Source organism: Haloarcula sp. R1-2 (assembly GCF_011627385.1).
Lineage (GTDB): Archaea > Halobacteriota > Halobacteria > Halobacteriales > Haloarculaceae > Haloarcula > Haloarcula marismortui.
In genome coordinates this window covers 172,948-198,980 of sequence record NZ_JAANTG010000001.1, presented here as the reverse complement: position 1 = coordinate 198,980, position 26,033 = coordinate 172,948, and the positions used below count along the sequence as shown (strand labels likewise).

Below are 26,033 nucleotides of genomic sequence, written 5' to 3'. Positions count from 1 at the left end.
ACATAAGGTGGCCCCCACGAACCGTGTGCGCTCAGCAGTTCGTTCGGTTCCCGCCGGGGCGAACGAGGTACACGGAGTCGAGCCCCCGGGTGTCATAGACTACGTCGTTCTCGTACCGCCACTCCTCCAGCGCCGCGGGCGTGGTCTTTTCGCTTCCTGCCGGAAACAGGTGCGCCCCGGTTGTCCCCCACGACGCCCGCGACAGCGTCGGGCAGCTGGGTTCCATCCCGCCACCGAGCCATCGGGCGGTCGGCTGGTACGTACCGTTGGTTGAACCCGGATAGTACAGGTCAACGATACGGCTGAACGGATGGTCGGAAGCCCACTGTTCGTCGACGTGGTCTGCGGTGAACGTCGCGGCTGCGAACTGCGATTCGGTCGCCCCTGTCGGGAACGCTAGCGTGTCGAGATTGACGAACGCGATAGGCATCGTCATGACTGCGGCGACCACGACGACGATTGTCAGAACTGTTGCGAGTCGGTGGCTATGGGCCTTTGGCGACCCAAGTCCGCCGTCCGGTGATGGCGACCGCCGATAGGCAACTGACGCGATGCCGATGCCAGCGAGCACGAACACGGGCAGATGGACGAACGTCTGTCCGCGGAGCGCCGTCCCGTAGTACTCCGGCGTCAGCGAGGCGGTCAACGAGAAGTACACAATAACGATCGGCGCTAGCAGCAGCGCAAGCATGACCGGGCCGACCAGCCGGCGGTCGCGGCTCGCGCGCGGGAGGCCAACGACCGCAAACACCACCGGGATAGCGAAGGCCGCAACAAGCACCAGAAGGCCGGTCGGCGTGGTCTGTGTCCCGGGGAACACGGTCTGTAACGCGTTCGCGCCGAGCGTCAGGAACCAGAGACCGACCGCGCCGCCGACGGTCACCCGCTGCAGGCGAGCGCTCGTCCGCTGGAACCAGACAAGCGTCGCCACCAGCACGACCACCCAGGCCAGGAACAGCCCCGGATACGCGCTGATACGGTCGACGTAGGGAACCACCAGCTGGGACTGCTCCGCGAACCGGTAGTACCCCCACATATACACCCAGAAGCCTGCGACGACGGCGAGGGCAGTAACAGCGTCACGACGCGACGGAATCACAGCGAGGTGGGCGGCTAGCACTCCTGTCAGTACCAGCCCGGCAATAAGCGAACTGAACGTATGCAGGAGCGGGAAAGCAGCGAACAGGACGACCACGACTGCGCCCCAGCGACGCCTGTATCGATCCGTCGTGAGCAACCGATGGACGGCAATCGCAAACAGTGGCAGCAAGAGGAAGGCCAGCGCCTCTTCGTCGGTCTGGCCAGTCCGACGGAGATAGATTCCCTCCACTGCGAGCCCCATCCCGACCACGCCCATCGCCAGCGTCGTCCGGGAGTGACGCCAGCGACTCGACTGTGCGAGGCGTTTGACTAGCGCCATCGCCGTCAGACAGGACGCTGCACCGGTGACCGCGACGACCGGCTGGGCGATGTACAGCGGCCGCTCACCGGTAAGCGAACCGACGACCGTCAGCACAGCAGTAAACACGATGTTGTCCGCGCGGAACCGTGTGAGTGGAAACGTCCCCGTCCGAAGCGTGTCTCTCGCCAGTGCGACGTAGCCGAATCCGTCTAGCGTCGAGGGCAGCGGTGTCCAGTGGAGCGTCGTCAGTCGGGCCGCGGCTGCCACGGCCAGCACAGCCACGATGAGCAGCACTCGTCCCGTCCGGCCGTCACTCATTGGCGGGTCCTACAGCGGGTGGGTGTAAGATAGTTACCGCATTCCGACGGCCCCGTCGTGCTTACCGCCCTCGTCTGAGTTTACATGGGCATCCCTGCATTGTCGGTAGCAACGGCCGCCGACCCGTCGACCCCGACACCAACGAACCACGACTGCCGGGTTGCCACTATCAGATTCAACAGTTCGTACGCGTCACTCGTTTCCGCTGGTGCGCGCTGAAGACAGCAGTTCCAAACAGAATTGTGGACCACAGCAACGAAGGCCAGGGACTGGACGGTCAGCGGTCCCCGTTCGACTTGATCTCGCGGGTGCGGTCCACAGCCGCTTCGGCCCGTGACCGGTCGACTGATGTCGGCGCGAACGCTGCGGTCTCGAAGGTTTCGACCACTGTTTCGAGATCTGCCATCCGGTCCTCTGGAACGCCGTGCTCCTGGCTCCGCTGGAGGAGTTCCCAGTGTGTTGCCCCTTCATCAATCCCGTTTTCTACTGCTAGCACGTCGTGAACGGCGGTGTACGCGACCATCGCTGCGGCGTCGTAGTTCCCGCTGTCCAGATACGATTCGGCGCGGTCCTCGAATGTTGGCGTCGTTTCGTCTGACGACGTCGCCGATGGGTCAGGGTCAGTCATTGACGTGTCACCCGTCTCTGTCGGGACAGGCGAGTCCGTCTCCCGGGATTGGCGGACCCGTGGCACGACAAACCAAGCGGCGACGACAACCGCGAGCGCTACCCCGCCGCCGAAGACGGGCAGCCAGCTGGAGCCGATAACCGCGTTCCCGAAGGCTGCTGCCGGGTTCCCGTCTGAGCCAACCGGTGGGTTGCCGCCGCCAGACCCGGCCGCTAGCGTTGCCGTTGCAGTCGCGTTACCGAGGTTTGTCCTCGGCTCGTCGTACGTGGCGGTAACAGTAACGGACTCGTTGCCCTGCGGATTCTCGAAAACGGTCTGGAACGACCCGTTCCGGTTCGTCTCGACCCGCTGTGTTCCGCCAGCACCGATCTGCAGGCGTACCGGGCGACCCGTCACAGGGTCTCCAGCAACGGTCTGGAGTTGCCCCCTGACGAGAGCCCCGCCATCCGTGCGTGATGCACTCACTGAGAGGTTCGTTCGAGTCTCGACGACGACAACAGGAGTCTCCGACTGGACGCCTGCAATCGCTCGGTCTGCATACGGAACCCGGGCGACGACCTGACGCTCCCCGTCGTTTACCGTCGCCGGGAGTCGGATCGTTTCTGTGACGGTGCCGTTCGGTCCGGTCGTCGTCCGTGCAATGACAGTGTCACCAATAGCAAACTCAACCGGGACCGCATCGACACCGTCCGACGCGACTATCACGGACGCCGTGGCGTTGAGTTGGTCGCCGTATCCCACCACGTCCGGTGCAATGTCGCTCGTCACGTTCGGGGTCACCTGTTGTACGTCAATGGTGAACGTGTCGTTGTCGGACAGGTACACCGAGTCAGCCTCTGGGACATACTCGATCGATATGGATTGCGACCCCAGCCTGGCCGAGCGCGGCCGGTACTGCGTTTCGAACACACCACTCGAATCAGTCTGCACGGTTCGCGTCCGGTTCTCGATCCTGAGTGCGACCGCCTTGTCCGCGATGACTGAACCGTTCTCAGTCTGTATCTGCCCGGAGACCGTTCCGGGGTCACTGAACGATGCGGTCGAATCTATCGGCTGAACCGTGAGTGTCGTTCCGACGAGCGTCTCTTCACGGATAGCCGCCTGCGTCGCCGTGATGTTCGCTGTCGTCTCATTGATCTCGGTCTGTCCAGAAGACAGGTCGACAGATGTGGTGTTCTCGATCCGTTCGAAGTTCTGATTCAGTTCGTCGCCTCTGTCGCTGATGTTCGACGCTGTTCGCTCCATCGCACGCGCAGTGATGCGGGCTTCGCGTTCGTTACCGCGCTCGCGTGCTGTCTGATACGCCGCGTACTGTTGCCGATACCGCTGGACCTCGTTCGTGAGATTCCGCTGGTTCTCGCGCGCAGCCTCGAACTCCCTCGCCGCGGTGTCGTCCGTCTCCGACGACGTGTCTCCGGCGACCTCGACGTACTGCTCTAGACGCGTGTCGTAGTCGTCACCGAGGACCGACCGGGCCTGGTCGTACTGGGCGTTCGACAGCGCAATACTGCTGTTTTCCAGCCGCCCGCCCATTGTCCGAGCTAACCAGGCGGCTGTTTCGTCACTGTACTCACCGTTTGATACCGAATCCGGGTTTTCCTGTTGCGTCTCGTTGTTGTCCGCCGGGGTCTCCACCTGACGGTCCAGAGCCGGCCCCCCGACCTCGGTTCCCATCGCTGCCACCCCACCAGCGCCCGCTGTAAGCCCTAGTATGGTCAAAATAGTAAACACGGCCAACGACTGGCTCCGGAACACACCGAGGTATTCTCCCGGTTTGATAAAATGCGTTCGGTTGGCTTACCGGAGACAGTTGCAATTATGGACTGAGACAGAAAGCGAAGCAATCAGCTATTTTTTTACCGTGCCGATATGACTCACTGCCAATGGCTGAAACCAAGGCGTGGAAACTACTCTTGCCGCGCCAGCTCCGCCACCTCCCGGCCGATCTAGCAGGCGTTGTCGGCGTTGTAATTCTGACGAATCTGGCCGCCCTGCTGCCGGTCGTCTCCGAAACACCGGTCCGTATCATCGCCGGGCTTGTGTTTGTCCTTTTTATCCCCGGCTATGCGTTCATTGCAGCGCTGTTTCCAGAAGCCGGGAGCGGCCCCAGTACTGACAGTGAAACCGTTTCGAACCCGCAAGCGGACGGGATTGACGGGATCGAACGGACTGCACTCTCGTTCGGGCTCAGCATCGCTCTCGTTCCGCTGGTCGGTCTGGTGTTGAATTTCACGCCGTGGGGCATTCGCCTGCTTCCGATTCTCGTCTCGCTCAGTGGACTGACGCTCGTGTTGACCGCTGTCGCGGCTGTCCGACGCTGGGCGTTGCCCGCCGACGAACGGTTCCGCGTTCCGTATCGTGCGTGGCTCAGTGCCGGACGTGAGGAGCTATTTTCGCCGGCCTCGCGGACGGACGCCGCCCTGAACGTGCTGCTAGTCCTGAGCATCCTGCTTGCAGCCGCCAGTGTCGGGTACGCTGTCACGGTGCCGAAGGACGGTGAGCGGTTCAGCGAGTTCTACCTGCTGACGGAGGGCGAAGACGGCGAACTCGTCGCTGACGGCTACCCAACGGAGTTTGAGCGGGGCGAAGGCCGCTCGTTGATCGTCGGTATTGGGAACCAGGAACACGAACAGACGGAGTACACCGTTATCGCCGAGTTACAGCGCGTCGAGCGCGTCGGCAACGAAACGCAAGTCCGGGAGCGGTCTGAGCTACGGCGTTTCCAGCCGACGCTGGGACACAACAAAACCTGGCAGCGCCAGCACGAGGTGGAGCCAGAGATGACTGGGGAGAGACTCCGGCTCCAGTACCTGCTGTACCGTGGCTCACCACCCGAGACCGTGGACCAGACGACCGCGTACCGTGAAGTCCATCTCTGGGTGAACGTTACCGGCTGACCCACGTTCTCGTAGAGGACAGCACGACCCCGGTAAAGCGGGGCTGTCCTGCTGCCTGCGGTTTGAACATCGAATCCGGCGAACAGCTTTTCTTTTCTCGGCCCATTTGTTTCACGGTGTACCCCGCAGGCCACTTCCTCCTCGCAGCCGTCCCGCTGACGGTGTATGCGGTGGCTCGGTGGCGTCGCCTCCCGTCCGGGCCGGTGGTACTGCTCCTGCTTGTCGCGACGCAACTGCCGGATGTAATCGACAAGCCGCTCGCGTGGACATTCGCTATCCTTCCGAGCGGGCGAATGCTGGCCCACTCGCTTGTCGTCTCGCTACCTGTCCTCACCGTCGTTGTACTGCTGGCTGCCCGCCGTGGCTACGGGCAGTACGGAATGGTGTTTTCCGCCGGCTACCTCTCACACATCGCGGGTGACTTCTATCCGATTGTGCGGCTCGGGATGGAGTACTACTTCTTCCCGAACCTGTTCTGGCCGTTGCTGGCGGCAAACCCCGATAGAACGCCGTCGTTTGCGGCGCATTCACCCGACAGCCTGCTCTCGCTTGCTGTCCCTCTAATCGTCTTCGGAGTGGCCGTCAGCTACAGTCTCGTGACGGTGTACCGGAGCGACAAACGGGTCACAGTAGAGATACCACTGCGCTAGCGCTTCGTCCATCGGTCCTTGTAAGCCGAAGTGGCGGTTCGCCAGCGGCAGACTCAAGTTAGCAGCCAGATGTCGCCGCTGCTGTTTCCAGCACTGAACCCAGGGAAAAAGTAAAACGGCTGCCTCAGGCTGGGGCCGCGGATTCGATCGGCGCTTCGCCGCAGTTGACACAGATGTACTCGTCGTCAACGGTGAGCACGACCGGTGAGTTACACTTGATGCACTTGATCTTCGCCGCACGGGATGGCTTTGCGTAGTCCCCCATTGTATGTACCTTACACTGTCATTTTATTTGTAAAATAATATAAAATTACCCCTTTCAGCAACACTGTGTCTGCAACCGTTGGTGACATGATAGTTCAGTTATCCGCAAAACGTAGACTTCGGATAGGTATACAGCGGAAAAGAAGATCGCGTCAGAGAATTACCGAAACCGCTGCGTAAACTGGAGCGGTCGTTAGTCGCGCCGTGCCAGGAACCCGGCGCCTAGCAGTGCTAGCACCGCGACGAGGACGGTGAAACCGGGACCGCTCGAGCTCGTGGTTTCGACCGTCCCCTCCGTTCCGGTTGTGTCCGTATTATCGGGTTGCTGTGCCCCACCACCTGCGGTCGTAGCTGCTTCCGTTGGGTCCGCTCCGCCTCCAGCCTCGGTGTCGGTGTCAGTCGTCGTTTCGTCTGCTGTGTCTTCTTCAGTAGTCTCGTTATCGGAGTCGTCGTTCCCGCTCTCGTCATCGCTATCTCCGCTGTCACTCTCGTTACTTCCGTTGTCGCTTCCGTCGTTATTGTTGTCGTCGCTGTTGTCGCTTCCGTCGTTATTGTTGTCGTCGCTGTTGTCGCTTCCGTCGTTATTGTTGTCGTCGCTGTTGTCGCTTCCGTCGTTATTGTTGTCGTCGCTGGAGTCGCTTCCGTCGTTATTGTTGTCGTCGCTGGAGTCGCTTCCGTCGTTATTGCTATCGTCGCTGTCACTGCCATCATCGCCGCCGTCGTTGTTGCCATCACTCCCGTCGTTGCTGTCACTGCCGTCATCCGAATCTGACAGTTTGACCGTTCCGGTGGTAGAACTAATCTCGTTGGAGTCTTCGCCAACGGCAACGTGCACGTACGTGTACGCCCCGTTCGACCAGGAATCGAGCGTTTCGACATCAACGGTCGTATCGGCGGCATCAGATACTGTTGTCGCCGAGGCTTGCATCATGTCATCACCGGTCGAATCCGGCGATGCTTCAGAGAGCACAAATCCAAACAGGCCAATCAATCCCGCGGACGGCATCGCCCCTACCGTTGTCGAGTCCCCACTCGAAAAGGTGGCGTCATCATCCATCGACGAGACACCGTTGACGCCGTCGAAGGAGTTCTCGACCGTGACCTGATCTTCGGAGAAATTCTCATCAATGTCGCCGGTCACCCGGACGGTGCTCGTTCGCTGTTGCAGCTCGTCCTCGTCGAACAACAACACGGCGTGCGTGACAGCGTCGTCTTCTAGTTCGGTCTCGATATCGAGTGAGACGTTATCCCCTGCGGCGACATCATCGGCAGTCGTCTCGACCGTGGATGGGCTTTCCTGAACTATCGTCTGTTCGACACCGACAACGGTCACGTTGCCATCGGTCGAAACGTTGTTGTCCGAAACGGACAGGCCCTGTCCGTCATCGACAGTGACCAGAATGAAGCCGTAGGCACCGCCCGAGTCAGGTGTGTACGAGGTTTCGAGCACACCGTTGTCATCTATTGAATCGACACCTTCCGCGTCGTCTAACAGTTCGACCGAGTTGGCGTTGGAATCGTTCGTAAAGATACTCGCTAGATCGGTTCTGACGCTTCCTTCGCTAAATCCGGCCGATTCTGGGCCTTCAGAGAGTCTAACAGCAAGCAGTTGTGCCTCGTCGCCAGCTAGTCCAGTGGTTCCAGCCCCCGTAGTTGATTCGAACGTGAGATCCACTGACTCGCCCGTCTCGTGAATCGTATACTCGTCCCTGTTGAGGGGAACGTCACCGGTCTGTGCAGACTCGATGTTAATGTACGTCTCTGGGGCTGCTATCGCTGTCGGGCCGGTAGAAGACGTCCGAAGCGGGAGCAGTGACCGCTCCCACACATCCACGTTTTCCGTCACTGCCGTCGTTTGTCCGTCATCTACTGGCGTTGCCGCCGCCGACGTTACCGACAAGGGAGCCGCTAACACCAGCAGCACTGTAATCGCACAAATTACAGTATGTTTCCCTCTTGGTGTTTTATACATTACTGAATTTTTTCGGAGGGGTGCGGTATAATTCTTATGCAGTGACACTCAGCGCCACACAGTGTCATATAACGGTTGCAAAACACGTCGACACTGTCTTGGGATTTTACAGCGCGAATCCCGAATCGTGTCTTGAGACGACACCCTATTCGCAATGATGAGAACTGTACAGGAGAGCGACGGTTTGCGGCCATTTAATCGACAACGTACCCGTATGTGGAGTAAGCAGGATGAGATATCGCTGTGGGGTCGGTCTGATGCAGTAAAAGTCGATGGTGAAATGTGTGACTTATTCGGTGAACGCGGCCAGTGACGGCCGCCCGATCAGTTATTCTTCCTCGTCTTCGTCGTCATCCGCAGTGTTATTCGGCCCGCCAGCGTTATCCGGTGGACCGCCGCCGTTACCCGGGCTACCACCGTTATCAGGGCCGCCGCCCGGACTTATTGCTACCGTCCCGGTATCAGAGTTGATGGTACCGGACTCGGTACCGACTGCGACGTGGACGTACTGATACGCACCGTTCGGCCAGGAATCCAGCGTCTCAACAGTTACGTTGGCGTCGGAGTCAGCGCTGACGACCGTTGCAGAGGCGTGGATGACCTCGCCGTCGGCATCCGATTCGGCCTCGGAAACCACTGTGCCGAATAGACCCTGTACCCCAATTGCAGGTATCGACTGGTTTGTGGAGAGATTGACACCTGCGATACTGATGTTGTCATCAACTGTCGCAACACCGCTGACGTTGTCAAAGGAATTTTCGACAGTGATCTGGTCCTGACTGAAGCTCTCGTTTAGCTCACCAGACACCGTCACCGTACTCGACTGCTGCTGGAGTTCGCCCTGCTTTACCAGCACAACTGCGTGCGTGACGTTTTCATCTTCTATCTCCGTTGCAACGTCTAGCGTGACGTTGTTTCCGGGATTGACCGGGTTCTGCGTCGGCTCGACGGTCGAAGCGTTGTCCTGCACAACCGCCTGCTCGACACCGACGACGGTCACGTTCCCGTTCACCGACACGTTACCGTCAGATACAGACAGCCCCTCTTCGCCGCTGTCGACAGTCACCAGGGCGAAGGCGTAGACACCGCCTGACTCGGGAGTGTAGGACGCGTTTAGTTCACCCTCGTCACTTATCGCTCCAACGCCCTCTGCATCATCAAGTAGTTCCGACGAGGTGATATTCGAGTTGTTTGCGAGGACGTCTCCGAGTGAGCCCGGGATATCGCTGGTGTTTGCCCCTTCGGTGGTCGGGGCTTCATCCAACTTGACAGCCAGTAGTTGCGCCTCGTCGCCGGCAAGTGCCCTCGTCCCGGCACCGATTCTCGGTTCGAAAGACATGTTTATCGACTCGTTGCGCTCATGGATCGTCGCCGTCCGCTTGTTGAGCGGTAAGTCGCCAGTCGCAGCTGATTCGACGTTGATGAACGTCCGCGGTGCCACTATCGTGGTCGGCCCCTCTGAGGTCGTTCGCAGCGTGAGCGGGGACCGCTCCCACACGTCGACGTTTTCGGTCACCGAGACTGACTGACTCTCGGCAACTGGGGTTGCCCCGACAGTGGACATCACTGATACCGGACCAGCGAGTATCAACGCGACTGCCATCACGAAAATGGCAATCGGTTTTACTATTGGTATTTTTACCATTACTGAAACATTACTGAAGCCTTTGACATATTTCTTGTGCAGCGATACTATTTTGATGCATTTAGAACCCTTCTAAGAGCATTTAGAGTGAAAACTGGGACAGAATTGATTGTTTTCTTAAAATTGTTTGTTTTCTATAAGTATTAGCAAATGAGCTGGTAATTAACCGATGCTAAACTAGTCTGTATACTAATCAGTAACCGCAGTCCGCGTTTAGCGCTGTAATTACGGAACTGGTCTGGGACAGTCCAGTGGAGGGGTGGCTCCATCGGGCAGGCCTCATGGGCTAGTCACTGAGGGTTGCCGGGTACGCGGCGCTGCAATTCCACCTGATTCCCACCGAATGCCCGAACGCATGACATCGACTTGCTTTCGGACGGATTGTAACATGGAAGACGCCCGTCGGAATTCAGTCGGGGCGAGAGCACAGGACCACAGCAAGCTGCATCGCTGAGACACATCTACGGGACATCGGGTCGGAGAATTGCGAGGGAAGATCGCTCCGTGCGAGTCTTCCGGCACCGATCGGCCCGTGTCTTCTCCGCGAGTCACCACCGGGAACGGCGGCGAACCCGCGACCGTGACGATGGCCGCTCACTGTTTGCGAGGGACCGTGTCGGTCCAACAGTGCGAGGGAAGGGATTTGAACTACGGGAGGCGGGCAACCGCCCCGCCTGCTCTCATTCAAACCCTTCCGCGTGCATCCTTCGGCGCCGCGCTGTGCGGCCCCTATACGATGCGAGGGAAGGGATTTGAACCCTTGGACCCCTACGGGAGCGGATCTTGAGTCCGCCGCCGTTTCCTGGCTTGGCTACCCTCGCACGCGTATTGCATTCAGATACATGGTAGTGCGGTATAAATGTCGTACGGAAGCGACTCAGGGCCAGCCGGGCTCACAGCAACTGAACAAACGACACCAGATCGGACTGCTGTCGTGCGCTCAGATGGTGTCTGGGTTTCAGTGGCGATCATAGCTGACAGAACCGGTGGTTTGACCCACCGTGAACCAGTAGCGTAGGCATGGATGACCACACGCGTGACCCGACCGTCAAGGCCCCCGACGGGAACCCATCGGGGTGGCGGACCGACGGCCAGTGGGAACACGAGACGCTCAGACGGGCCGTGGTCCACGGCGTCCGCCTGTACAACTCCGGCGAGTTCCACGAATCACACGACTGTTTCGAGGACGAGTGGTACAACTACGGCCGCGGGAACACGGAGAGCAAGTTTCTCCACGGAATGGTACAGGTCGCCGCCGGCGCGTACAAGCACTTCGATTTCGAGGATGACGACGGGATGCGGTCGCTGTTTCGCACGTCACTGCAGTACTTCCGGGGCGTCCCCAACGACTACTACGGCGTCGACCTGCTAGACGTGCGAACGACAGTAACGAACGCACTGTCGGACCCGTCGGCACTGCACGGCTGGCAGATCCGTCTCGACGGCGAGTACCCGACGTGTCGCCCGGAGGACATCGAGTTCGCGGAGTCGCTCGAACACTGACTGAATCCGGATAATTCTAAAGGCTGGACGCGTTATCACGGGTAGATGCGAATCGAGCAACTGGGAGACGGGGTTCCGGAAGTGGCCGTCGTGGGGAGCATCCACGGCGACGAACCGTGCGGCCGGGACGGCATCGAAGCCGTCCTTGCCGACCCGCCCGCGGTTGAACGCCCTGTCAAATTTATTATCGCGAACGAAGCTGCCCTCGAGGCAAACCAGCGGTATCTCGATACAGACCTCAACCGCTCGTTCCCCGGCGACGCCGACAGTGAGTCCCGCGAGACACGGTTAGCCGCCGCCATCGCGTCTGAACTCCGTGACTGCACCGTGCTTTCGTTACACTCCACGCAGTCCTACGACGGGATGTTCGCCCTCGTCGACGAACTCACACCGGAGATGGAGGACCTCTGTAGCGTCCTTTCCGTAGACGCTGTCGTACAGACGAAAGGCGCAAACGAGGGGCGAATGATCGCGACAGTGGACTCCGTGCTTGAAGTCGAGTGCGGGTATCAGGGCTCCGCGGACGCCGCTGAGAACGCAGCACAGGTCATCCGAGAGTTCCTCGCCGCCACCGGCGTCACCGCTGCGTCGCCACCACAGCGAGAGACGTCACTGCCAGTGTTCCAGCTCGGCGAGCCGATTCCGAAGGCAGCGGCCGACCAGTACGAGGTGTTTGTCAGGAACTTCGAGCCGGTCCCCGAAGGCGACCCGGTAGCAGCGGCCGACGACGAAACTGTCGTCGCAGAGGAACCCTTCCACCCAGTCTTACTCTCAGCCTACGGCTACGAGGACGTGTTCGGCTTTACTGCAGATCGGATCGGGATGCTTGACTGAGACAGATTGCTGACCCGCTGATTTAGACGGCAAACGCCTTTCGGAAGACCGAACAGAACCCGTATTGACTGCCGGGTGTCAGTTGTCAAACGCGTTTACCTCTCAGTTGCCGAGAGTCCATTCAATCACCTGGAAAGGAGCTCAGGCAATCCGATTGTAGAGACTGTCCGGAACAAAATTTCCCAGAACACTGCGAGCCTCGTATATCGATCCGCCTTCGCGGTTTTCTCTGTACCAGAACGGAGGCTTGAGTTTCCTGATCCGCCGCATGTCGCGGTCAGTGAGTTCGAAGTCAAAAACGTCGATGTTCGCTTCTATGTGTTTCGGCGTCGCCGCTTTCGGAATCGTGACAACATTCTCCTGTTGTATCAGCCACCGGATAGATACCTGCGCTGCCGATTTGCCGTACCGATCTCCAATGGAACGCAAGACATCGTCTTCAACAGCTCGCCCCTCCGCAAGCGGACTGTATGCGGTGACTGTGACATCGTTGTCCTGGCAAAATCTGACGAGTTCCTCGTCACCCCAGTAAGGATGGTATTCAATCTGATTAGTCGCAATAGGAGCGTCCGAAAGTCGCATCGCCTGCTTGAGCTCCTTGATAGAAAAGTTACTCACTCCGATCTGATCGACCAGCCCGTCATCGACGAGTGTGTTGAGCGCGTTGAATGTTTCTTCCATATCGGCCAGTGGGTTCCACCAATGGACCAATAACAGATCTAAATACTCCGTTCCCAGCCGTTCAAGACATCCCTTCGCGGCCTCTATCAAGCGTTCATACTCGACCATTTCGGGATATCCCTTGATTTTTGTCGTCAAGAAGATGTCTTCGCGGTCAACGCTGGATTGTTCGATTGCGCGACCGACGGCCGCTTCGTTTTCGTATGCCATCGCAGTGTCGATATGCGTGTAGCCACAATCAAGCGCATTCTTAACCGCGTTGTAGCATTTGTACCCTCCGGTTCGGTAGGTACCGAACCCGAGAGTAGGGACCGTGGTCGTACCATTCTGCTCGGGAGCCATGTCGGCTGACTGCTGTGGTCGCTTCATTTTCCTCAGTTTTATCTGCTACAATCATGCTGGTAGAACGAGGGCTGTATTGGTATGAGCTTTATAATTCAACTGATTCAGATATGGACTGAGGAAGTGAAATAGTAGTGATGTGATGATGGAGATATAATTTACAGCTCTGTGCTACGATTTCATCGGAACCATGCTGAAACGGAGTCCCCGCGATTCGATTGGCTTTACAGAGGAGTTTACTTCGTTTCTGTAGCGTGTGTAGCTGGGAAGAGAGGATAATCTGGGTGGCATAGCAGCCAGACGACTCGTTACACTTGGTACCGAAAAGAGAGCCACGCAACATCAGGCTGAGACCATCGCAAGACTACGAATGATATCCGAGGTCAGACAACCGGTCGCGAATCTCGGTAGAGCCGTGTTCGACGCCGGACTCAAGTGGACGGTCCGATTGAATTGGTATCCGCTCATCGGTATCGAAAACCAGCCACGGTACTTCAATGAGTTCTGGGACACGAAGTTCTCCGGGATGCCCATATTCTCGTACGGGGAACGGCCACAGCCAGTCTGCAACTAGGTTCCCATGATCTGACGTGACCACTGTTTTGCCATCAACAGTGTCAAGCAGTTCTCGAAGATGTGGGAACAGCAGTTTGAGGTTTTCCCGATACGCTTCCCAGACACGTTGTTCTGAGACATCTCCCTGTCTCAGCCGTGCCCAGATTTTCTGTTCATCATTCGCTGAGGTACTAACGTCCGCACCCTTCGCTTTCTCCCGACCTTGCATTCCGGAATCAACCATTTCTCTGCCTGTTGGACCGAGAAATGGATGATGAGGCTGAATAAAATGTGCGAGTATCCGCTTGTTCGGATACGTTTTTCTGGCCGCTTTAACAGCAGCTACCATGTCTTCTGGGGGCACTGTTCCGATGTCCTCATCCCACTCTGTCTCCCACACGTTGATGACAGAATGAAAAACAGTGTCGAGTTCGACGGTACACCACTCGTCAACTGAGTGCATCGGATTGGCGGTTACGTACACTGTGTCGTAATATCTTCCCGCAGAGAAGTGCGCCTCTAGGAAACCGGGTGTACTAGACGCCTGGGATAGCCGCCGTTTCAATTGCCCTTCAAAAGGGTGCAGATCCGCAAACATATCGTATCGGCAGGCATCAAGAAGATAGCAATTATCCCAGTCCTCGGCCATCAAATCAAAGCCACTCGGTGAAACCGTATCGAAATAGTTGCTCACGATACCGTCAAAAATCCCATCATTTGTATATTGATATCGTGAGGCAATCAATTGGTTTGACCTCCAGATATCCGGTATGTACCTCTGCAGTTTGGTCATGGTAGTATACATTTCTACGCATCACTTAGCGATAAGCTGCCTAACTGGTGGTAGAGAGTTTTTACTAGTATTTTGGATAGGTGATTCGGGTATGCTGCTGCGCTTTTTCAAAGGTCAGAATAAGTGTTAGTCGTGATGCCTGACCCTGTCTTGCAGCCAAGTAGAGTTCCCATTGTTTATTTTCCGGATTTTCACAAGTCAGAGGCAGCAACTTGTGATTGTAGGGTTGTGTTCGTATTCCGTGAGAGTGGAGTCTGATTGCCCGCCCCTTGAATCGAGATCAAAGGTAGAATCTGTTCTGCGTATCACCGCACGTGATACTTAGCTCTTCTACGAAGCGATGCCAATGAGTAGTTTCAGCACCCAATGTGACACTAGGATAGAAAATTACCAGCGATTGCTTTCTTGAGCGGTGTCTGCGGTAACACCGAGTACAGTCCAGTTACCCACCTGACTGTATCGCATACAATTCAGCGTATTTCCCTTCACTTTCAACTAGTTCGTCGTGACCGCCACACTCGGAAATCCACCCGTCTTCCATCGTATAGATGCGATCAGCATTCTCGACAGTCGAAAGGCGATGAGCGATAGCGATAATCGCATAATCTCGCTCCATCGCTTCGATTGCCGCCTGCACTTCCTTCTCAAGGTTCGAATCCAGGTCGCTCGTTGCTTCGTCTAGAATTAACAGGTCCGCGTCTTTCAGAATCGCTCGCGCAAGAGCGACGCGCTGTTTCTGCCCACCCGACAAGCGGACACCGTCGTCACCGAGTTGAGAATCAAGTCCGTTCGGGAGGTCCGTGATGAACTGGTCCACCTTCGCGATTTCGCAAGCCCGTTTGATCTCAGCGTCCGTCGCATCCCGATTGCCGACGGTGAGGTTATGTCGAAGCGTGTCGTTGAACATATACGGGTTCTGGCGGACTATCGAGATTCGGTCACGCCACTCGCTGATATCCATTTGGCCGATTGGGTTCCCATTTGCACGTATCTGACCGCTGTCTGGCTCATAGTAGCGAGCCAACAGGGAGACTATTGTCGACTTCCCGGCACCGGACTGTCCAACGAAGGCGACGAACTCGCCTTTCTTGAGTTCGAAATCGACCTCCCGAAGAACGACCTCGTCGTCCGTATATGAGAACGTGACATCGTCGAACTCGACTGTTTCGACCTCTTTCGGGGTCGGTTGCTCTCCGGTGTCCGGTTCTTCCCACTCTTCGAGATCCCGCATGAATGACTGTGTCCGAACCAGATGGGGAAGGTTCTCTTCGACTTTGTAGAACCGCTTGTTAATCCCGCTTGCTTTGGGACCGAGCTGAAACATGAGAAACAAGAACAGGCCGAGTTCACCGAACGAGAGATTGGTGAATGTCAGGGCCACGTAGATAAGTGCGAAGATGAGTACGGAGACGACGAGATTCTGTGACTTCTTGATCGCTGCCCGATTCCGGCGGTTCGCGACTTTCGAACGCGTGTACTCTTCTAGGGCTTCCTCATACTCGTCATAGATTTCTGTTTCGAGATTGAAAACTCGGATGTCTCGAATGCCAATCATGCCGGCCTGAACCACTTGTTGCATCCGCTCGTTTGCCGCTGCAACGCGATCACCCAGATCGTACCCTGAGCCGATGAGATGCCGCAGACCGAGTCCTACGCCACCGATGATAAAAATAGCAAATGCTGTGAGTTGCGGTGAGATCCACGTTGCGAGAGCGAGATAGGCAACAGTGAGTAGTAGCAGATCGAATAGTTTCACGAACCGCTTGATGACTTTCGAGGCTGCTTTCGACTCGGTGACGATCGCGTTCAAGATGTTGTCTGACCCCTTTCGGTCGAGAAATTCCATCTCCGTCTCCAGAGCGCTGTCAAAGAGGTTCTCGCGGATGTGTCGTTCGTAGGAAAGCTGGAGTACATCGCGTAACCACGTGAGGAGAAACGACGATGTATAGCGCAGACAGGTCGCTAACGCCACTCCGCCAATGACGTACTCGATCGTGAACGGAATCCCGAGTGTCTGATAAACGGTAAAGAAAATACCCGCTATGCCATCAGCCTGTGTCACCGGTTCTGATGACTGCATGAGTTCAATGATTGGAATGATAAACGTCAGTCCGACGCCTTCTAATACGGCCGTTACCAGACCGAGCCCGACGATCATCACCGTGAATTTTGGGGCATATCGGGCCGCATAGAGAAGCGCATCAAGTTTCTCCTGCCGTGAAATGGTGTCTGAGTTTCTGCCGGTCATCTGTTCAGTTGTCATCCCCGGGACCGTTGGAACAGATTGTGCCATCTTCGGTTACAGCGGTTCGGCCAGTACACGCCAACGATTGCCATCTGCACATTGATATAGTGAAAAAAGTCGATCTGCTTTCCTTGTTATAAGCTTACTACTGTATTTTCGGCTGTGAGGCAGGACAATTCCACCAGCAACGGTTCTACGTACGGATTAGTATAATTTAACTGACTGTAATGGAGGGTACCCGTTCTTAAGCGGATATTCCAAGGGGGGACTCAAAAAAAAAGAATTTGCGCGCCGTGGTCACGGCGCTTCCTGAGTATCTCTGCGTTTGTACCGAGTGATCGTAGCGGAGAGGTGAGACTCAGCGGCAAAGGGATGACCAGACTTTCAGGATGAGCCGATCGGGGTCCAGTGTCAAACAGCAGCGCTGTAACGTATCATCCAACGCCTGTATACACCTCCTAACAAAAAATATTCACTCAGAATACACTTCACATGGGCAGAAAAATATCGGTGATTATCCCCACTCACTACCGAAATGACCTCCTCCCCACAGCGATCGAGAGTGTGGCCCGACAGGATTACGAACCCGTCGAGTTGATCGTAGTTGATGACTCGGGCGAAGGGTACGCCGAACCGGTGCTTGCAGAGTACGACGAGGTGATAGACAGGCCGATAATAAAAGAGGAGAACGAGGGGTGGCAGGCAGCCTACACGACTGGAATCGAGCAGTCGACCGGCGAGTACATCCAGTTTCTGGACGACGACGACTACCTCTACGAGACGAAACTGAAAAAAACGGCGAACGTTCTCGACCAGAACCCGGAGGTCGGTGTTTCGTACTGCGGCGTAGTCCGTGGTGATGAGGGGGATTTTTACCCAAAACAGGAGGTGTCAGGCCATTTTCTGGAACCAGCGCTCCGGTTCCAGACGTTTCCCATGTGGACAGGCTCGATGTTGATGGAACGAGAAGTACTGTGTGACTGCCTCCCAATGGCTGGGATGGGTGAGGAAGACGACTTGGACATCGAACTGGGCGACACAGACCTCAAAATAGAACTCGCGAAGCGGACGAAAGCCGACTACGTCGACGAGTGTCTGACGTTCTACCGTCAAGAAGGAAACAAGTTATGGACCGGAAAACGGAGATTTAAAAAAATACTACAGAACATTCGTCATCAAAAGGATATATACAATCAGTATCCAGAGATACGTCGAGATCTCCTTGCAGAGTGGTACGAGCGTCAGGGACGGAACTATCTTAACGAACAGATCTGGTCAGCGCAAGCAATACAGTGTTTTATTAAATCAGCCTATTACGAGCGGAAACAAAAGTTTCCGAGGATAATCGAGACGCTGGCCGCGATCCTCGGCCGACCTGGTGTGATGTCAGCGGTGCGCGTGAAGCGAACCCTGCTTGACGGGTAATAAACGGACATCCAACGCCCGAGTCTACTCGCCCGCTGGTTCCAGAAGTCTGCAAAGCGGGGCCATCCAACGTCCAGTTGTGATACAAATGGGTTCGTCGGTGGGACTTGGCGGTGGAACTGAGGCGCGCATCGTGGCGGACTTCCACTTGTGCAGGGCGACGACTAGAACGGTTCGATCCACGCTATGATTTATTCTCCAATAGCCCGTGCTGGAAAATGTATGTCAGAGCAAATCCAGCAGGAACTCGATGTCGACCGGTTTACACTGGGACTCGTCGGGCCGGATCAGGAATGGGCCGGTACGGTTGCCGACGGCGGGACCGTTCGCACCCACACGCCTCCCGCGTGCTGGGGGCCGATGATCACCCCCGAGTTCCGCGGCGGCCATGAGGTGACGCGACCGATCCGGGTCGAGAACGCCGAACCCGGTGACGCGCTCGTCGTCCACATCAAAGACGTCGAGGTGACGAGTGTCGCAACAAGCACGGGCAGCATGGCCGAACGGGAGGACGCCTTCGGGAGTGACCCGTTCGTCGACCATCGATGCCCGGAGTGTGGCACCGAGTGGCCCGACAGCGTCGTCGAGGGCACCGGCGAAGACGCGATTCGCTGTGCGGAGTGTGGGGCCAACGCCTCGTCCTTTGGCTTCGAATTCGGGTACACCGTTGCCTTCGACGAGGACCGCTCGGTGGGCCTCACGGTCGGCCCCGATGGTGCCGCGGACCTCGCGGAGCGCGCTGACGAGGCGACGGCACTGCCCGACCACTCCCGGCAACACCCGATTTTGCTGTACAAGCCCGACGAAATCCCGGGCACGCTCGGGCACCTCCGGCCGTTCATCGGGAACATCGGGACGACGCCGTCGGTCGAGTTTCCCGATTCACACAACGCCGGTGACTTCGGCCAGTTCCTCATCGGAGCCGACCACGACTGGGGCCTCGCCGACGAATCGGCGCTTGCGGCCCGGACGGATGGCCACATGGACTCGAACGATGTCCGCCCCGGCGCGACGCTCATCTGCCCCGTCGAGATAGACGGCGCGGGCCTCTACGTCGGGGACCTGCACGCCAACCAGGGCGACGGCGAACTCTCGCTTCATACGACCGACGTGAGCGGCCGCACCGAACTCGAAGTCAGCGTCATCAAGGACCTCGACATCGACGGGCCGCTTCTGCTTCCAAACGAGTCGGACCTGCCGGATATCGCCAAGCCGTACACGGACGCTGAGCGGGAGGCAGGCAAGGCCCTCGCCGCCGAACACCACGTCGATAACGTCGTTGATGCAGCGCCGCTCCAGATTATCGGGTCCGGCGCGACTATCAACGACGCCACCGAGAACGCGTTCGCACGGGCTGGAACGCTCTTCGGTATGTCAGAGGGTGAAGTCCGGGCACGCTGTACGTTCACCGGCGGCGTCGAAATCGCGCGACTGCCCGGCGTTGTCCAGCTCTCGATGCTCGCGCCGATGGCCCTCCTCGAAGAACAGGGGCTCGCCGGAACCGTCCGCGAACAGTACGACCTGTAGTTGGACGGCGGCCGTTGGCGTTCACCCACCTCGCATCGCCGGAAAGAGTTCGACCGCCGCGCCGGACGGGACCCGCTGGTCATGGGTCGCGTTGTCCCCGTCGACCATCACCCGCACACTCGGTCGGAGTTCGCCGTCCGCATCGACTAACTGTGACTCCGCACGCGGATACGCGTCGACGAAGGCCGTAATCACGGCTCCGACGGTGTCGCCATCGACCGTAATCTCGACTGTTTTCGCTCCTGTCGCCGCCCGGAGCGGCCCGTATACGGTCACGTCCACACTGCACAGTCAGGTCCCAGACCGCAAAAAGATACGTCTCCCGCTTGATGTCGCTGCTGAATGTGAACGGATTCGCCGCCAACACAGTCCGACCAGATCGGATACTCCGTCCCGGTTTGTGCGAATGCTATCGCGATTCGAACTGGAACGGAACGTAGAGTCGCCAGCGGCTATGACAGATGGCAAACAGACAAAAGAGGTTTATAAGCACAGTTGAAACCGAACAACTGCTACGATGCCCTCCAAGCAAGCCGTCAGTAGCCTCGGGAGTCTGCTCGCCGTACTCGGACTCGCCGGGGTCGCAACAGCACAGCCTACAGCCCCGGGTGGGAGTGCGGGCCCGGCCCTCAACGTTGTCCTCCGTTTCGGTGTCGGGTTTGTTATTCTCGCAGTTCTGGGTGCCGCAGCCGCCGCTATCGGCCCGACGTATACGACAAACGCCGTGCGGGAGATTCAGGATGACCCCGGCGACGCAATCGGCTGGGGGATTCTCGTCGGTATTCTGGTCCCCATCGGACTGGTGCTACTCGCACTGACAATTATCGGGGCTCTGGTCTCGATCCCCGGACTACTTCTCATCGGCATCCTCAGTCTCGTCGGTACCGGCATTACCGCCGTCTGGGTCGGGAACTCGGTTATTGGCGATGACGGAACCGTCAGCGCAACAGATGGCGTCGCCGGCGGGCTGTTACTGGCCGTCCCCTTCGCAATTCCAGTCGTCGGCGGCCTCCTCCTCAACCTCATCACGCTCGTCGGCCTCGGTGTCGTCGGACGCGGGCTGTACGAGAACTGGACGGACTAAGCGAGTGTTCGCCGACGGTTGAAGCGGTTTCTCTCGGGTTCAGCTCGCACCGGGACACCCGAGTTCGTGCGGGTCGTCGTACACCGCTGGCGGAATCGAGATGGCGGCTGGGTCACCGTACTCACTGTACTGGACCGTGATCGTGGCGGTTGCAGTCGCTCCACGCTGTGAGATTTGTATTCTGAGTTCCGACTGTACCGGTCGGTTCGTTTCCGGATCAAGCCAGAGTCGCGCCGTCGCGTTCTCAAGTGAGCCGCGGCGTAGCTCCATGTCGCCAGCCTGTCGGCGATCCATGAGTGACCTGATAGTCTCAGTGCTCGGTGACGCCGTGACAAGGACAGTCCGGTTACCGTCAAGCGTCTCATTGCCCCGCCAGTAGACGTTCGAGCGTTCGAAGAGCAGCAGTTGCCGATGGAGCGGCGTCGTGGTCGCCCACGGCTCGGAGCGCGAGACGTTCTCAACGGCGTAGCCACCCCAAGGGTCCTGACAGCCTTGGTATGCTCTGTACCCGTCGATGTAGGATTCGACCGTTTGGTCTTGTGTCCGCGTCGTCGCTTGCATCCGTTTTGCGGAAACGTTTACGGCACCATCGCCGTCGACTCTCACAGTCCGTGATTGCTCACCATCCGACGCTGTCACGTGCATGTCCATTTGGAACCGGTACGCGTCGACGGCGGCGACGGTGCTGTTCGCCTCCTCGACAGCCGTGACGGCTCGTTCGTCGCTCGGTGGCGGGCTATCAGTCATGAATGCACCACACCCGGCAAGGAAGGAAACGAGGCATACGGCGAGGACCAATCGTCGCATACAGTGTTCTCGCTCGCCCGTCCGCCTAAAACATCATGGGTCCGATTCGTGACAGCCCAACAGCTGAAAACAGCGCCCTCGCTACATCATAGGGGAAGCTCCCGGCAGAATGGGGTCACTGCGTCGTCAGTAACTCCACTTTCCCGGTTACGCGCATAGGTTGCAAGCAGGTGGAGACACAAGCACAGAATGCAAGTGATCAGGCCGCTCCGGTTGGAACTGCTGTCTGCCTGGCAATCGTCTCCGGAGAATCGTTATTTCCGCCTGATATGCAGTTCTGGCTCCAGCGTGGTGCCGACACCGCTATCTACTGTCGAGTTGGGCTTGCAGGTCCACGACTAGCACGTACGCCACCAGCGTGAGGACGAGCACCGAAAACCCGGTCCAGAGATGCAGATTCACTGCGCCCTCACCGACCCACTGTGGGACTGGCGAGCGTGCGACGGGCGGCTGGAGCGGCCAGAGCAAATCTGACGACACGTACGGGTTCGGAGGCAGGAGTTGTTGATTATCGGCTACCAGATGTGAGAGGTGGGCGAACGCAAACGCCGTTCCAAGTCGAGTCCGGTCCGTTCGGACTGCGTACGCGACGACGACAATCGACAGCGGAATTGCGAACGGGAGCGAGTGCATAAACACCCGACCGGAGGGGATGAGATGAAGCTCGTACGCTAACGGCTTGTCGATGAGATCTGGGAACTGGCTGCCGAAGAACGTAACCGCGACCAACTGGAGCGACGGGAGGTGTCTGTCCCGGAGGAGTGCGTATACTGCGACAGGGAGGAGGGCGATGATGAAATGCTCGCTCGGGAGGACCATTCTCTGGTTAGTAGTGCTGAGGTCGTGTGCGAGGAAATGCCTTGTGTGGGATCCGCGTTTGCGCGTGCCATTGCGTTCAGATACACAGTCCACACCGCTCGGTTCACAGAGGCGCTGTAAGTGTTCTTTCGGGTTATTGCGTGTGAACCGCCTCGGGGTCAAGCCCCGAGGCACTCGGCCTGCTCCGCCAGTAGACCTGATTTCTGTGCCGCTATCGCTGGGACACAACCCACCGTGTCCAGTGTCTTTGGTAGCAGTTGGTTCGTGTCCGGAACGGTGTCTCTCTTTCGAGGATAATTGCCAGAGCGGCTCCACGGCTGCCGCCGTGGGTGGTCTTTGGGACGGGTCTCGCGAGGATGCACGTGATAGAGCGTGTGATTGTCGCTGTCTGGTTGACGAGAAGCCTGTCCCAGACACACCTCGCACCGAGTGTACTGGCTGTCAGTGTCTGAACGACAGCTGCCAATCTCAGACACACCTCACACCGAGTGAAGATTGGTTTATCCACTGGCTCCGATGAACGTCAGATAACGGGGTGTGAACTGGCAAAAGCCGCGAAGTCGCAAGCAGAATCGAGTATCCGACCAGACTGGTATCTTACAGTAGTCCGCGAGTGGCACCCACAGGCACACACCACGTACCGAGTGTACTGGCCACTGATCGTTGTCGACAGAGACACATTATGAGCTGAGTGGCAATCGTGCACCTTCCGCTAGTCGTTCAGTTTACTGTTGGTAGACGGCATGCCACTAGTGAGAGGGGGACGGGTTCGTGTATCCAGATATCGTCCATCGTAGGCTGTGTACCGTATGGCGTGTAGCCGTGCGTAACCGAGTGTGAGCACTGTGCCGTTACACTCGGTAGGTGGTGTATACTTTCTGGATGCTAAATGTATAAAGCAGTTCGTAATCGCATTGAATTTGGTTTTGAGGGGTTCTTGAAGTTTTCACTCGTTGTCCGGTCGCCACGCTTATGATACAGGGATGATTCTGATAGGGTAGATAATGTCTGGCTCAAATGAGGACGATAATATCTTCAAAACTGGCGGCATATTTGCTAACAGGGAGTTGGTTCGAGTCGGCCACGTCCCTGATCTAGAGCGGGTTGTCGGCAGAGATGACGAAGTCAGCGCTATCGGGCAAGCACTCGGTCCGGCAACGGTCGGCGGCCCACCGGAGAGTACGATCATATACGGCAAGACCGGGACCGGAAAGTCACTCGTTGCGAGGTGTGTGTCTCGTGAGGCTCACTTCGAGGCACAGGCAAACGATATCTCGTTTCAGCAGGCGTACGTCGACTGCTCCGATTATCAGACCGACGCAAAGGCAAGCCGGGAAATGGCACGCAAACTAGTGGCGAGCCTCGACGCAGATATCGACGTCCCGCGTGTCGGAATCGGAGCCGCCGACTACCGTGACATCACCTGGGACCTGCTTGAGGAGTACAACATTAACTCACTGGTCGTGATTCTCGATGAAATCGACAAGCTAGACGACGACGAACTGTTACGCAGCCTCTCTCGGGCTCGCGAGAGCGGGAAGGCGGAGGCGCACGTCGGTGCCATCTGTATCAGCAACAAAATCGAATATCGCGAGCGATTGAGCGAACGCATTGACTCCAGTCTTCAGGAGAACGAACTCGTCTTTGACCCCTACGACGCCGGCCAGTTACGGGCGATTTTGGAAAACCGGACAGACGCCTTCGAACCAGACGTGTTGGAGCCCGACGTGATTCCGAAGGTCGCGGCTCTCTCAGCCAAGGAACACGGGGATGCACGGAAAGCGATCGATACGCTATACGAAGCTGGCCGTCTCGCTGAGAAACAGGGGACGGAGACAGTCACAGTCTCGCACGTCGATGACGCCGTCCAGCAAGCAGAGGTGAACCGCTTCGAGAAACTCGTGCGTGGGACGACGCCGCATGTGAAATACATCCTCCGGGCGCTGGCGCTCCTCACGGTCGACAACCCCGCGCAGGAGGCCTTCCGAACCCATCAGATCTATACGCTCTATCTGGAGGTCGCAAAGCAGGCTGGAGCGGATCCGCTCTCCGAGGATCGCGTGTACCGACTGCTGAAAGAACAGTCGTTTCTCGGGGTAACTGAATCGAATCATACAGGGGGTGGACAGGGTGAAGGGAGCTACCTTGAGCATCGACTGCTTCGGGATCCAGCGGTTGTCATTCAGGCTATAGATGGCTCAGCGACAGGCGGGGACCCATGACGATGTTTCACTCGTTACGAGGTGTGTGGGTCGGCTACAGTATTAAACGCAGACGAGGGACAAAGCGCAGTTCTGGTGTCGCTAGAGCTCAGGTTACCATGATCCGTCAATAGCTCGCTGATACACGGTTTCGGCCTGATCTGCTACCGCATCCCAGTCATATTGCTGCGCGCGTCTGACGGGATCTTCCGATGGCCGTTTACCTCTAAAGTGGCTTCGAGTGTCTCCGTGAGGTGAACGAATCCCTTCACTTCCTCGTAGATTTTCAGGGATTCCGACAGTCGCGGAGTATGGTCTTACGAATTCCGGACAAGTGGTTCATACCACTCTCTGTTTTCTCGATACCACTCAACGAACTTCGAGACACCTTCGCGAATCGTGTGGTCAGCCTCGTACCCAAGGAAGTCGTGTGCCTTTGACGTATCGGCATGCGTGTGCTCGGCATCGGCGTCGTGGCGGTCTTCGTACACTAGTTCTAAATCAGGGGCCAATTGGTCACGAATTTCCTTCGCTAGCGTTTTGATTTCGATATTGTCCGTCGAACCTATGTTAATAGCTTCACCGTCTGCTGCGTCTTCATCAAGTAATGTGACGTTCGCCTCAACAATATCCTCTATATAGGTGAAATCTCGCGTCTGCGTGCCGTCACCATAGATAATTGGTCGCTCACCGTTGATGCACCGGGAGACAAAGTTCGAGATGGCCATGTTTGGACGCATCCGTGGGCCATAGACAGTGAAATATCGCAGTGCAACAGTCGGAAGATCATACACCTCAGCATATGAACAGGCATATCGTTCAGCCGCTAGTTTCGATGCTCCATAGGGCGACACAGGCGTTGTCGGGTGTTGCTCATCGTATGGAAGATATTGTGGAACGCCATATACTGAAGACGAAGACGCCATTACGAACCGTTCGATACCCTCGTGTCGACAGGCATCAAGTAGATTTAACGTGCCATCAACGTTGACTTCATCGTATTTTCGTGGGTTTTGAACACTTGGTCTAACACCTGCCTGTGCAGCCTGGTGGTACACGTAGTCAGTGTCGGTGACCAAATCGGTGACAAAGTCTCTGTCACAGACATCCCCTTCGACAAATTCGTAGTCACCATCAGCCCCTTCAGCAGCCTCACGGCCAATGTCGATATTATGTTGTTTAATATCAAGGTCGTAAAACGGTTCGAGTTTATCTACAACGACGACATCATGACCATCTCGGACAAAGCGTTCAGAGAGGTGTCCACCAATGAATCCTGCCCCTCCGGTGACAAGAATTTGCATTGGTGAGGTACTTGAGAGCTATAAATAAAAACTTCTTGAAATACAGTTGACCATAGGACTATACTCTGATCGCAGTAGCGACATTTGGAAGGAATTTGATCCCTTCGTTCAATATACTGAGGTATCGTTATAGTTCA

20 protein-coding genes, 1 tRNA gene and 1 pseudogene are annotated in these 26,033 nt (G+C 57.2%); 8 read left to right on the top strand and 14 right to left on the bottom strand.

Annotated elements, in window-relative coordinates; genetic code table 11:
- Nucleotides 1-31 precede the first annotated feature (31 nt).
- Together G9C82_RS00955 and G9C82_RS00950 are read right to left on the bottom strand one after the other, a co-directional pair.
- The gene (locus G9C82_RS00955; RefSeq protein ID WP_127013132.1) at nt 32-1,720 is read right to left on the bottom strand and encodes a sodium:phosphate symporter; all 1,689 of its coding nucleotides are present in this window, start codon (nt 1,718-1,720) and stop codon (nt 32-34) included.
- Between the two features lie 277 nt (nt 1,721-1,997).
- Nucleotides 1,998-4,022: a hypothetical protein gene (locus tag G9C82_RS00950; protein WP_127013131.1), complete on the bottom strand. Its 2,025-nt coding sequence runs from the start codon at nt 4,020-4,022 to the stop codon at nt 1,998-2,000.
- A gap of 209 nt (nt 4,023-4,231) precedes the next feature.
- Here G9C82_RS00950 and G9C82_RS00945 point away from each other — a divergent pair, with 209 nt between their 5' ends.
- Nucleotides 4,232-5,245 (top strand): DUF1616 domain-containing protein, encoded by a 1,014-nt coding sequence (locus G9C82_RS00945; protein WP_127013130.1) that lies wholly within the window; start codon nt 4,232-4,234, stop codon nt 5,243-5,245.
- Nucleotides 5,246-5,361: 116 nt separating this feature from the next.
- On the top strand, nt 5,362-5,895 hold the full coding sequence (locus tag G9C82_RS00940; RefSeq protein ID WP_127013129.1) for a metal-dependent hydrolase: 534 nt from the start codon (nt 5,362-5,364) through the stop codon (nt 5,893-5,895).
- A gap of 124 nt (nt 5,896-6,019) precedes the next feature.
- Here the strand turns inward: G9C82_RS00940 and G9C82_RS00935 are convergent, their stop codons facing one another.
- From G9C82_RS00935 to G9C82_RS00920, 4 genes are all read right to left on the bottom strand, one after another.
- Nucleotides 6,020-6,160: a hypothetical protein gene (locus tag G9C82_RS00935; RefSeq protein WP_004961121.1), complete on the bottom strand. Its 141-nt coding sequence runs from the start codon at nt 6,158-6,160 to the stop codon at nt 6,020-6,022.
- Between the two features lie 192 nt (nt 6,161-6,352).
- Nucleotides 6,353-8,005, bottom strand: a complete 1,653-nt coding sequence (locus G9C82_RS00930) for a PGF-CTERM sorting domain-containing protein (RefSeq protein WP_127013128.1) — start codon at nt 8,003-8,005, stop codon at nt 6,353-6,355.
- A gap of 454 nt (nt 8,006-8,459) precedes the next feature.
- A complete protein-coding gene (locus G9C82_RS00925; RefSeq protein ID WP_174789821.1) occupies nt 8,460-9,734 on the bottom strand; it encodes a PGF-CTERM sorting domain-containing protein in 1,275 nt (424 codons plus the stop codon).
- A 779-nt stretch (nt 9,735-10,513) separates the two neighbouring features.
- Nucleotides 10,514-10,597: transfer RNA gene (locus tag G9C82_RS00920), tRNA-Leu, on the bottom strand.
- A gap of 199 nt (nt 10,598-10,796) precedes the next feature.
- Here G9C82_RS00920 and G9C82_RS00915 point away from each other — a divergent pair.
- Nucleotides 10,797-11,279 (top strand): DUF309 domain-containing protein, encoded by a 483-nt coding sequence (locus G9C82_RS00915; protein ID WP_011223399.1) that lies wholly within the window; start codon nt 10,797-10,799, stop codon nt 11,277-11,279.
- A gap of 45 nt (nt 11,280-11,324) precedes the next feature.
- On the top strand, nt 11,325-12,113 hold the full coding sequence (locus G9C82_RS00910; protein ID WP_004961101.1) for a succinylglutamate desuccinylase/aspartoacylase family protein: 789 nt from the start codon (nt 11,325-11,327) through the stop codon (nt 12,111-12,113).
- A 141-nt stretch (nt 12,114-12,254) separates the two neighbouring features.
- Here G9C82_RS00910 and G9C82_RS00905 read toward each other — a convergent pair whose 3' ends face one another.
- From G9C82_RS00905 to G9C82_RS00895, 3 genes are all read right to left on the bottom strand, one after another.
- Nucleotides 12,255-13,163, bottom strand: coding sequence for an aldo/keto reductase (locus G9C82_RS00905; RefSeq protein ID WP_127013127.1), 909 nt, complete (start codon nt 13,161-13,163; stop codon nt 12,255-12,257).
- 337 nt (nt 13,164-13,500) lie between these two features.
- Nucleotides 13,501-14,484, bottom strand: coding sequence for a hypothetical protein (locus G9C82_RS00900; protein ID WP_127013126.1), 984 nt, complete (start codon nt 14,482-14,484; stop codon nt 13,501-13,503).
- 442 nt (nt 14,485-14,926) lie between these two features.
- On the bottom strand, nt 14,927-16,732 hold the full coding sequence (locus G9C82_RS00895; protein WP_049939148.1) for an ABC transporter ATP-binding protein: 1,806 nt from the start codon (nt 16,730-16,732) through the stop codon (nt 14,927-14,929).
- Between the two features lie 489 nt (nt 16,733-17,221).
- Between G9C82_RS00895 and G9C82_RS00890 the strand changes: the two genes are divergently transcribed.
- Both G9C82_RS00890 and G9C82_RS00885 read left to right on the top strand, forming a co-directional pair.
- Nucleotides 17,222-18,154, top strand: a complete 933-nt coding sequence (locus G9C82_RS00890) for a glycosyltransferase family 2 protein (protein ID WP_127013125.1) — start codon at nt 17,222-17,224, stop codon at nt 18,152-18,154.
- Nucleotides 18,155-18,376: 222 nt separating this feature from the next.
- On the top strand, nt 18,377-19,681 hold the full coding sequence (locus tag G9C82_RS00885; RefSeq protein ID WP_007190284.1) for an acetamidase/formamidase family protein: 1,305 nt from the start codon (nt 18,377-18,379) through the stop codon (nt 19,679-19,681).
- Between the two features lie 21 nt (nt 19,682-19,702).
- Here G9C82_RS00885 and G9C82_RS00880 read toward each other — a convergent pair whose 3' ends face one another.
- Complete coding sequence (locus G9C82_RS00880) at nt 19,703-19,963, bottom strand: ubiquitin-like small modifier protein 1 (RefSeq protein ID WP_004961097.1); 261 nt, start codon at nt 19,961-19,963, stop codon at nt 19,703-19,705.
- A 235-nt stretch (nt 19,964-20,198) separates the two neighbouring features.
- Between G9C82_RS00880 and G9C82_RS00875 the strand changes: the two genes are divergently transcribed.
- A complete protein-coding gene (locus tag G9C82_RS00875) occupies nt 20,199-20,765 on the top strand; it encodes a hypothetical protein (RefSeq protein ID WP_004961096.1) in 567 nt (188 codons plus the stop codon).
- 39 nt (nt 20,766-20,804) lie between these two features.
- On the opposite strand, the gene G9C82_RS00870 is transcribed toward G9C82_RS00875, so the two are convergent.
- Entirely contained in the window at nt 20,805-21,572 is a 768-nt protein-coding gene (locus G9C82_RS00870) for a hypothetical protein (protein ID WP_241244066.1), read from the bottom strand.
- 303 nt (nt 21,573-21,875) lie between these two features.
- Nucleotides 21,876-22,391 (bottom strand): metal-dependent hydrolase, encoded by a 516-nt coding sequence (locus G9C82_RS00865; RefSeq protein WP_127013124.1) that lies wholly within the window; start codon nt 22,389-22,391, stop codon nt 21,876-21,878.
- 1,004 nt (nt 22,392-23,395) lie between these two features.
- Here G9C82_RS00865 and G9C82_RS00860 point away from each other — a divergent pair.
- Complete coding sequence (locus tag G9C82_RS00860; RefSeq protein WP_127013123.1) at nt 23,396-24,613, top strand: Cdc6/Cdc18 family protein; 1,218 nt, start codon at nt 23,396-23,398, stop codon at nt 24,611-24,613.
- A 93-nt stretch (nt 24,614-24,706) separates the two neighbouring features.
- Here the strand turns inward: G9C82_RS00860 and G9C82_RS21080 are convergent.
- A pseudogene (locus G9C82_RS21080) lies at nt 24,707-24,817 on the bottom strand (glycosyl transferase family 1); the annotation flags it as partial.
- 92 nt (nt 24,818-24,909) lie between these two features.
- Entirely contained in the window at nt 24,910-25,896 is a 987-nt protein-coding gene (locus tag G9C82_RS00855) for an SDR family oxidoreductase (RefSeq protein ID WP_127013122.1), read from the bottom strand.
- Nucleotides 25,897-26,033: the final 137 nt, after the last annotated feature.

Bases quoted from the DNA above. Each gene is read 5' to 3' on its own strand.
- G9C82_RS00955 (WP_127013132.1), bottom strand. From the start codon at position 1,720: ATGAGTGACGGCCGGACGGGACGAGTGCTGCTCATCGTGGCTGTGCTG.
- G9C82_RS00950 (WP_127013131.1), bottom strand. From the start codon at position 4,022: ATGGGAACCGAGGTCGGGGGGCCGGCTCTGGACCGTCAGGTGGAGACC.
- G9C82_RS00945 (WP_127013130.1), top strand. From the start codon at position 4,232: ATGGCTGAAACCAAGGCGTGGAAACTACTCTTGCCGCGCCAGCTCCGC.
- G9C82_RS00935 (WP_004961121.1), bottom strand. From the start codon at position 6,160: ATGGGGGACTACGCAAAGCCATCCCGTGCGGCGAAGATCAAGTGCATC.
- G9C82_RS00925 (WP_174789821.1), bottom strand. From the start codon at position 9,734: ATGGCAGTCGCGTTGATACTCGCTGGTCCGGTATCAGTGATGTCCACT.
- G9C82_RS00915 (WP_011223399.1), top strand. From the start codon at position 10,797: ATGGATGACCACACGCGTGACCCGACCGTCAAGGCCCCCGACGGGAAC.
- G9C82_RS00910 (WP_004961101.1), top strand. From the start codon at position 11,325: ATGCGAATCGAGCAACTGGGAGACGGGGTTCCGGAAGTGGCCGTCGTG.
- G9C82_RS00905 (WP_127013127.1), bottom strand. From the start codon at position 13,163: ATGAAGCGACCACAGCAGTCAGCCGACATGGCTCCCGAGCAGAATGGT.
- G9C82_RS00900 (WP_127013126.1), bottom strand. From the start codon at position 14,484: ATGACCAAACTGCAGAGGTACATACCGGATATCTGGAGGTCAAACCAA.
- G9C82_RS00895 (WP_049939148.1), bottom strand. From the start codon at position 16,732: ATGACCGGCAGAAACTCAGACACCATTTCACGGCAGGAGAAACTTGAT.
- G9C82_RS00890 (WP_127013125.1), top strand. From the start codon at position 17,222: ATGGGCAGAAAAATATCGGTGATTATCCCCACTCACTACCGAAATGAC.
- G9C82_RS00885 (WP_007190284.1), top strand. From the start codon at position 18,377: ATGTCAGAGCAAATCCAGCAGGAACTCGATGTCGACCGGTTTACACTG.
- G9C82_RS00875 (WP_004961096.1), top strand. From the start codon at position 20,199: ATGCCCTCCAAGCAAGCCGTCAGTAGCCTCGGGAGTCTGCTCGCCGTA.
- G9C82_RS00870 (WP_241244066.1), bottom strand. From the start codon at position 21,572: ATGCGACGATTGGTCCTCGCCGTATGCCTCGTTTCCTTCCTTGCCGGG.
- G9C82_RS00865 (WP_127013124.1), bottom strand. From the start codon at position 22,391: ATGGTCCTCCCGAGCGAGCATTTCATCATCGCCCTCCTCCCTGTCGCA.
- G9C82_RS00860 (WP_127013123.1), top strand. From the start codon at position 23,396: ATGTCTGGCTCAAATGAGGACGATAATATCTTCAAAACTGGCGGCATA.
- G9C82_RS00855 (WP_127013122.1), bottom strand. From the start codon at position 25,896: ATGCAAATTCTTGTCACCGGAGGGGCAGGATTCATTGGTGGACACCTC.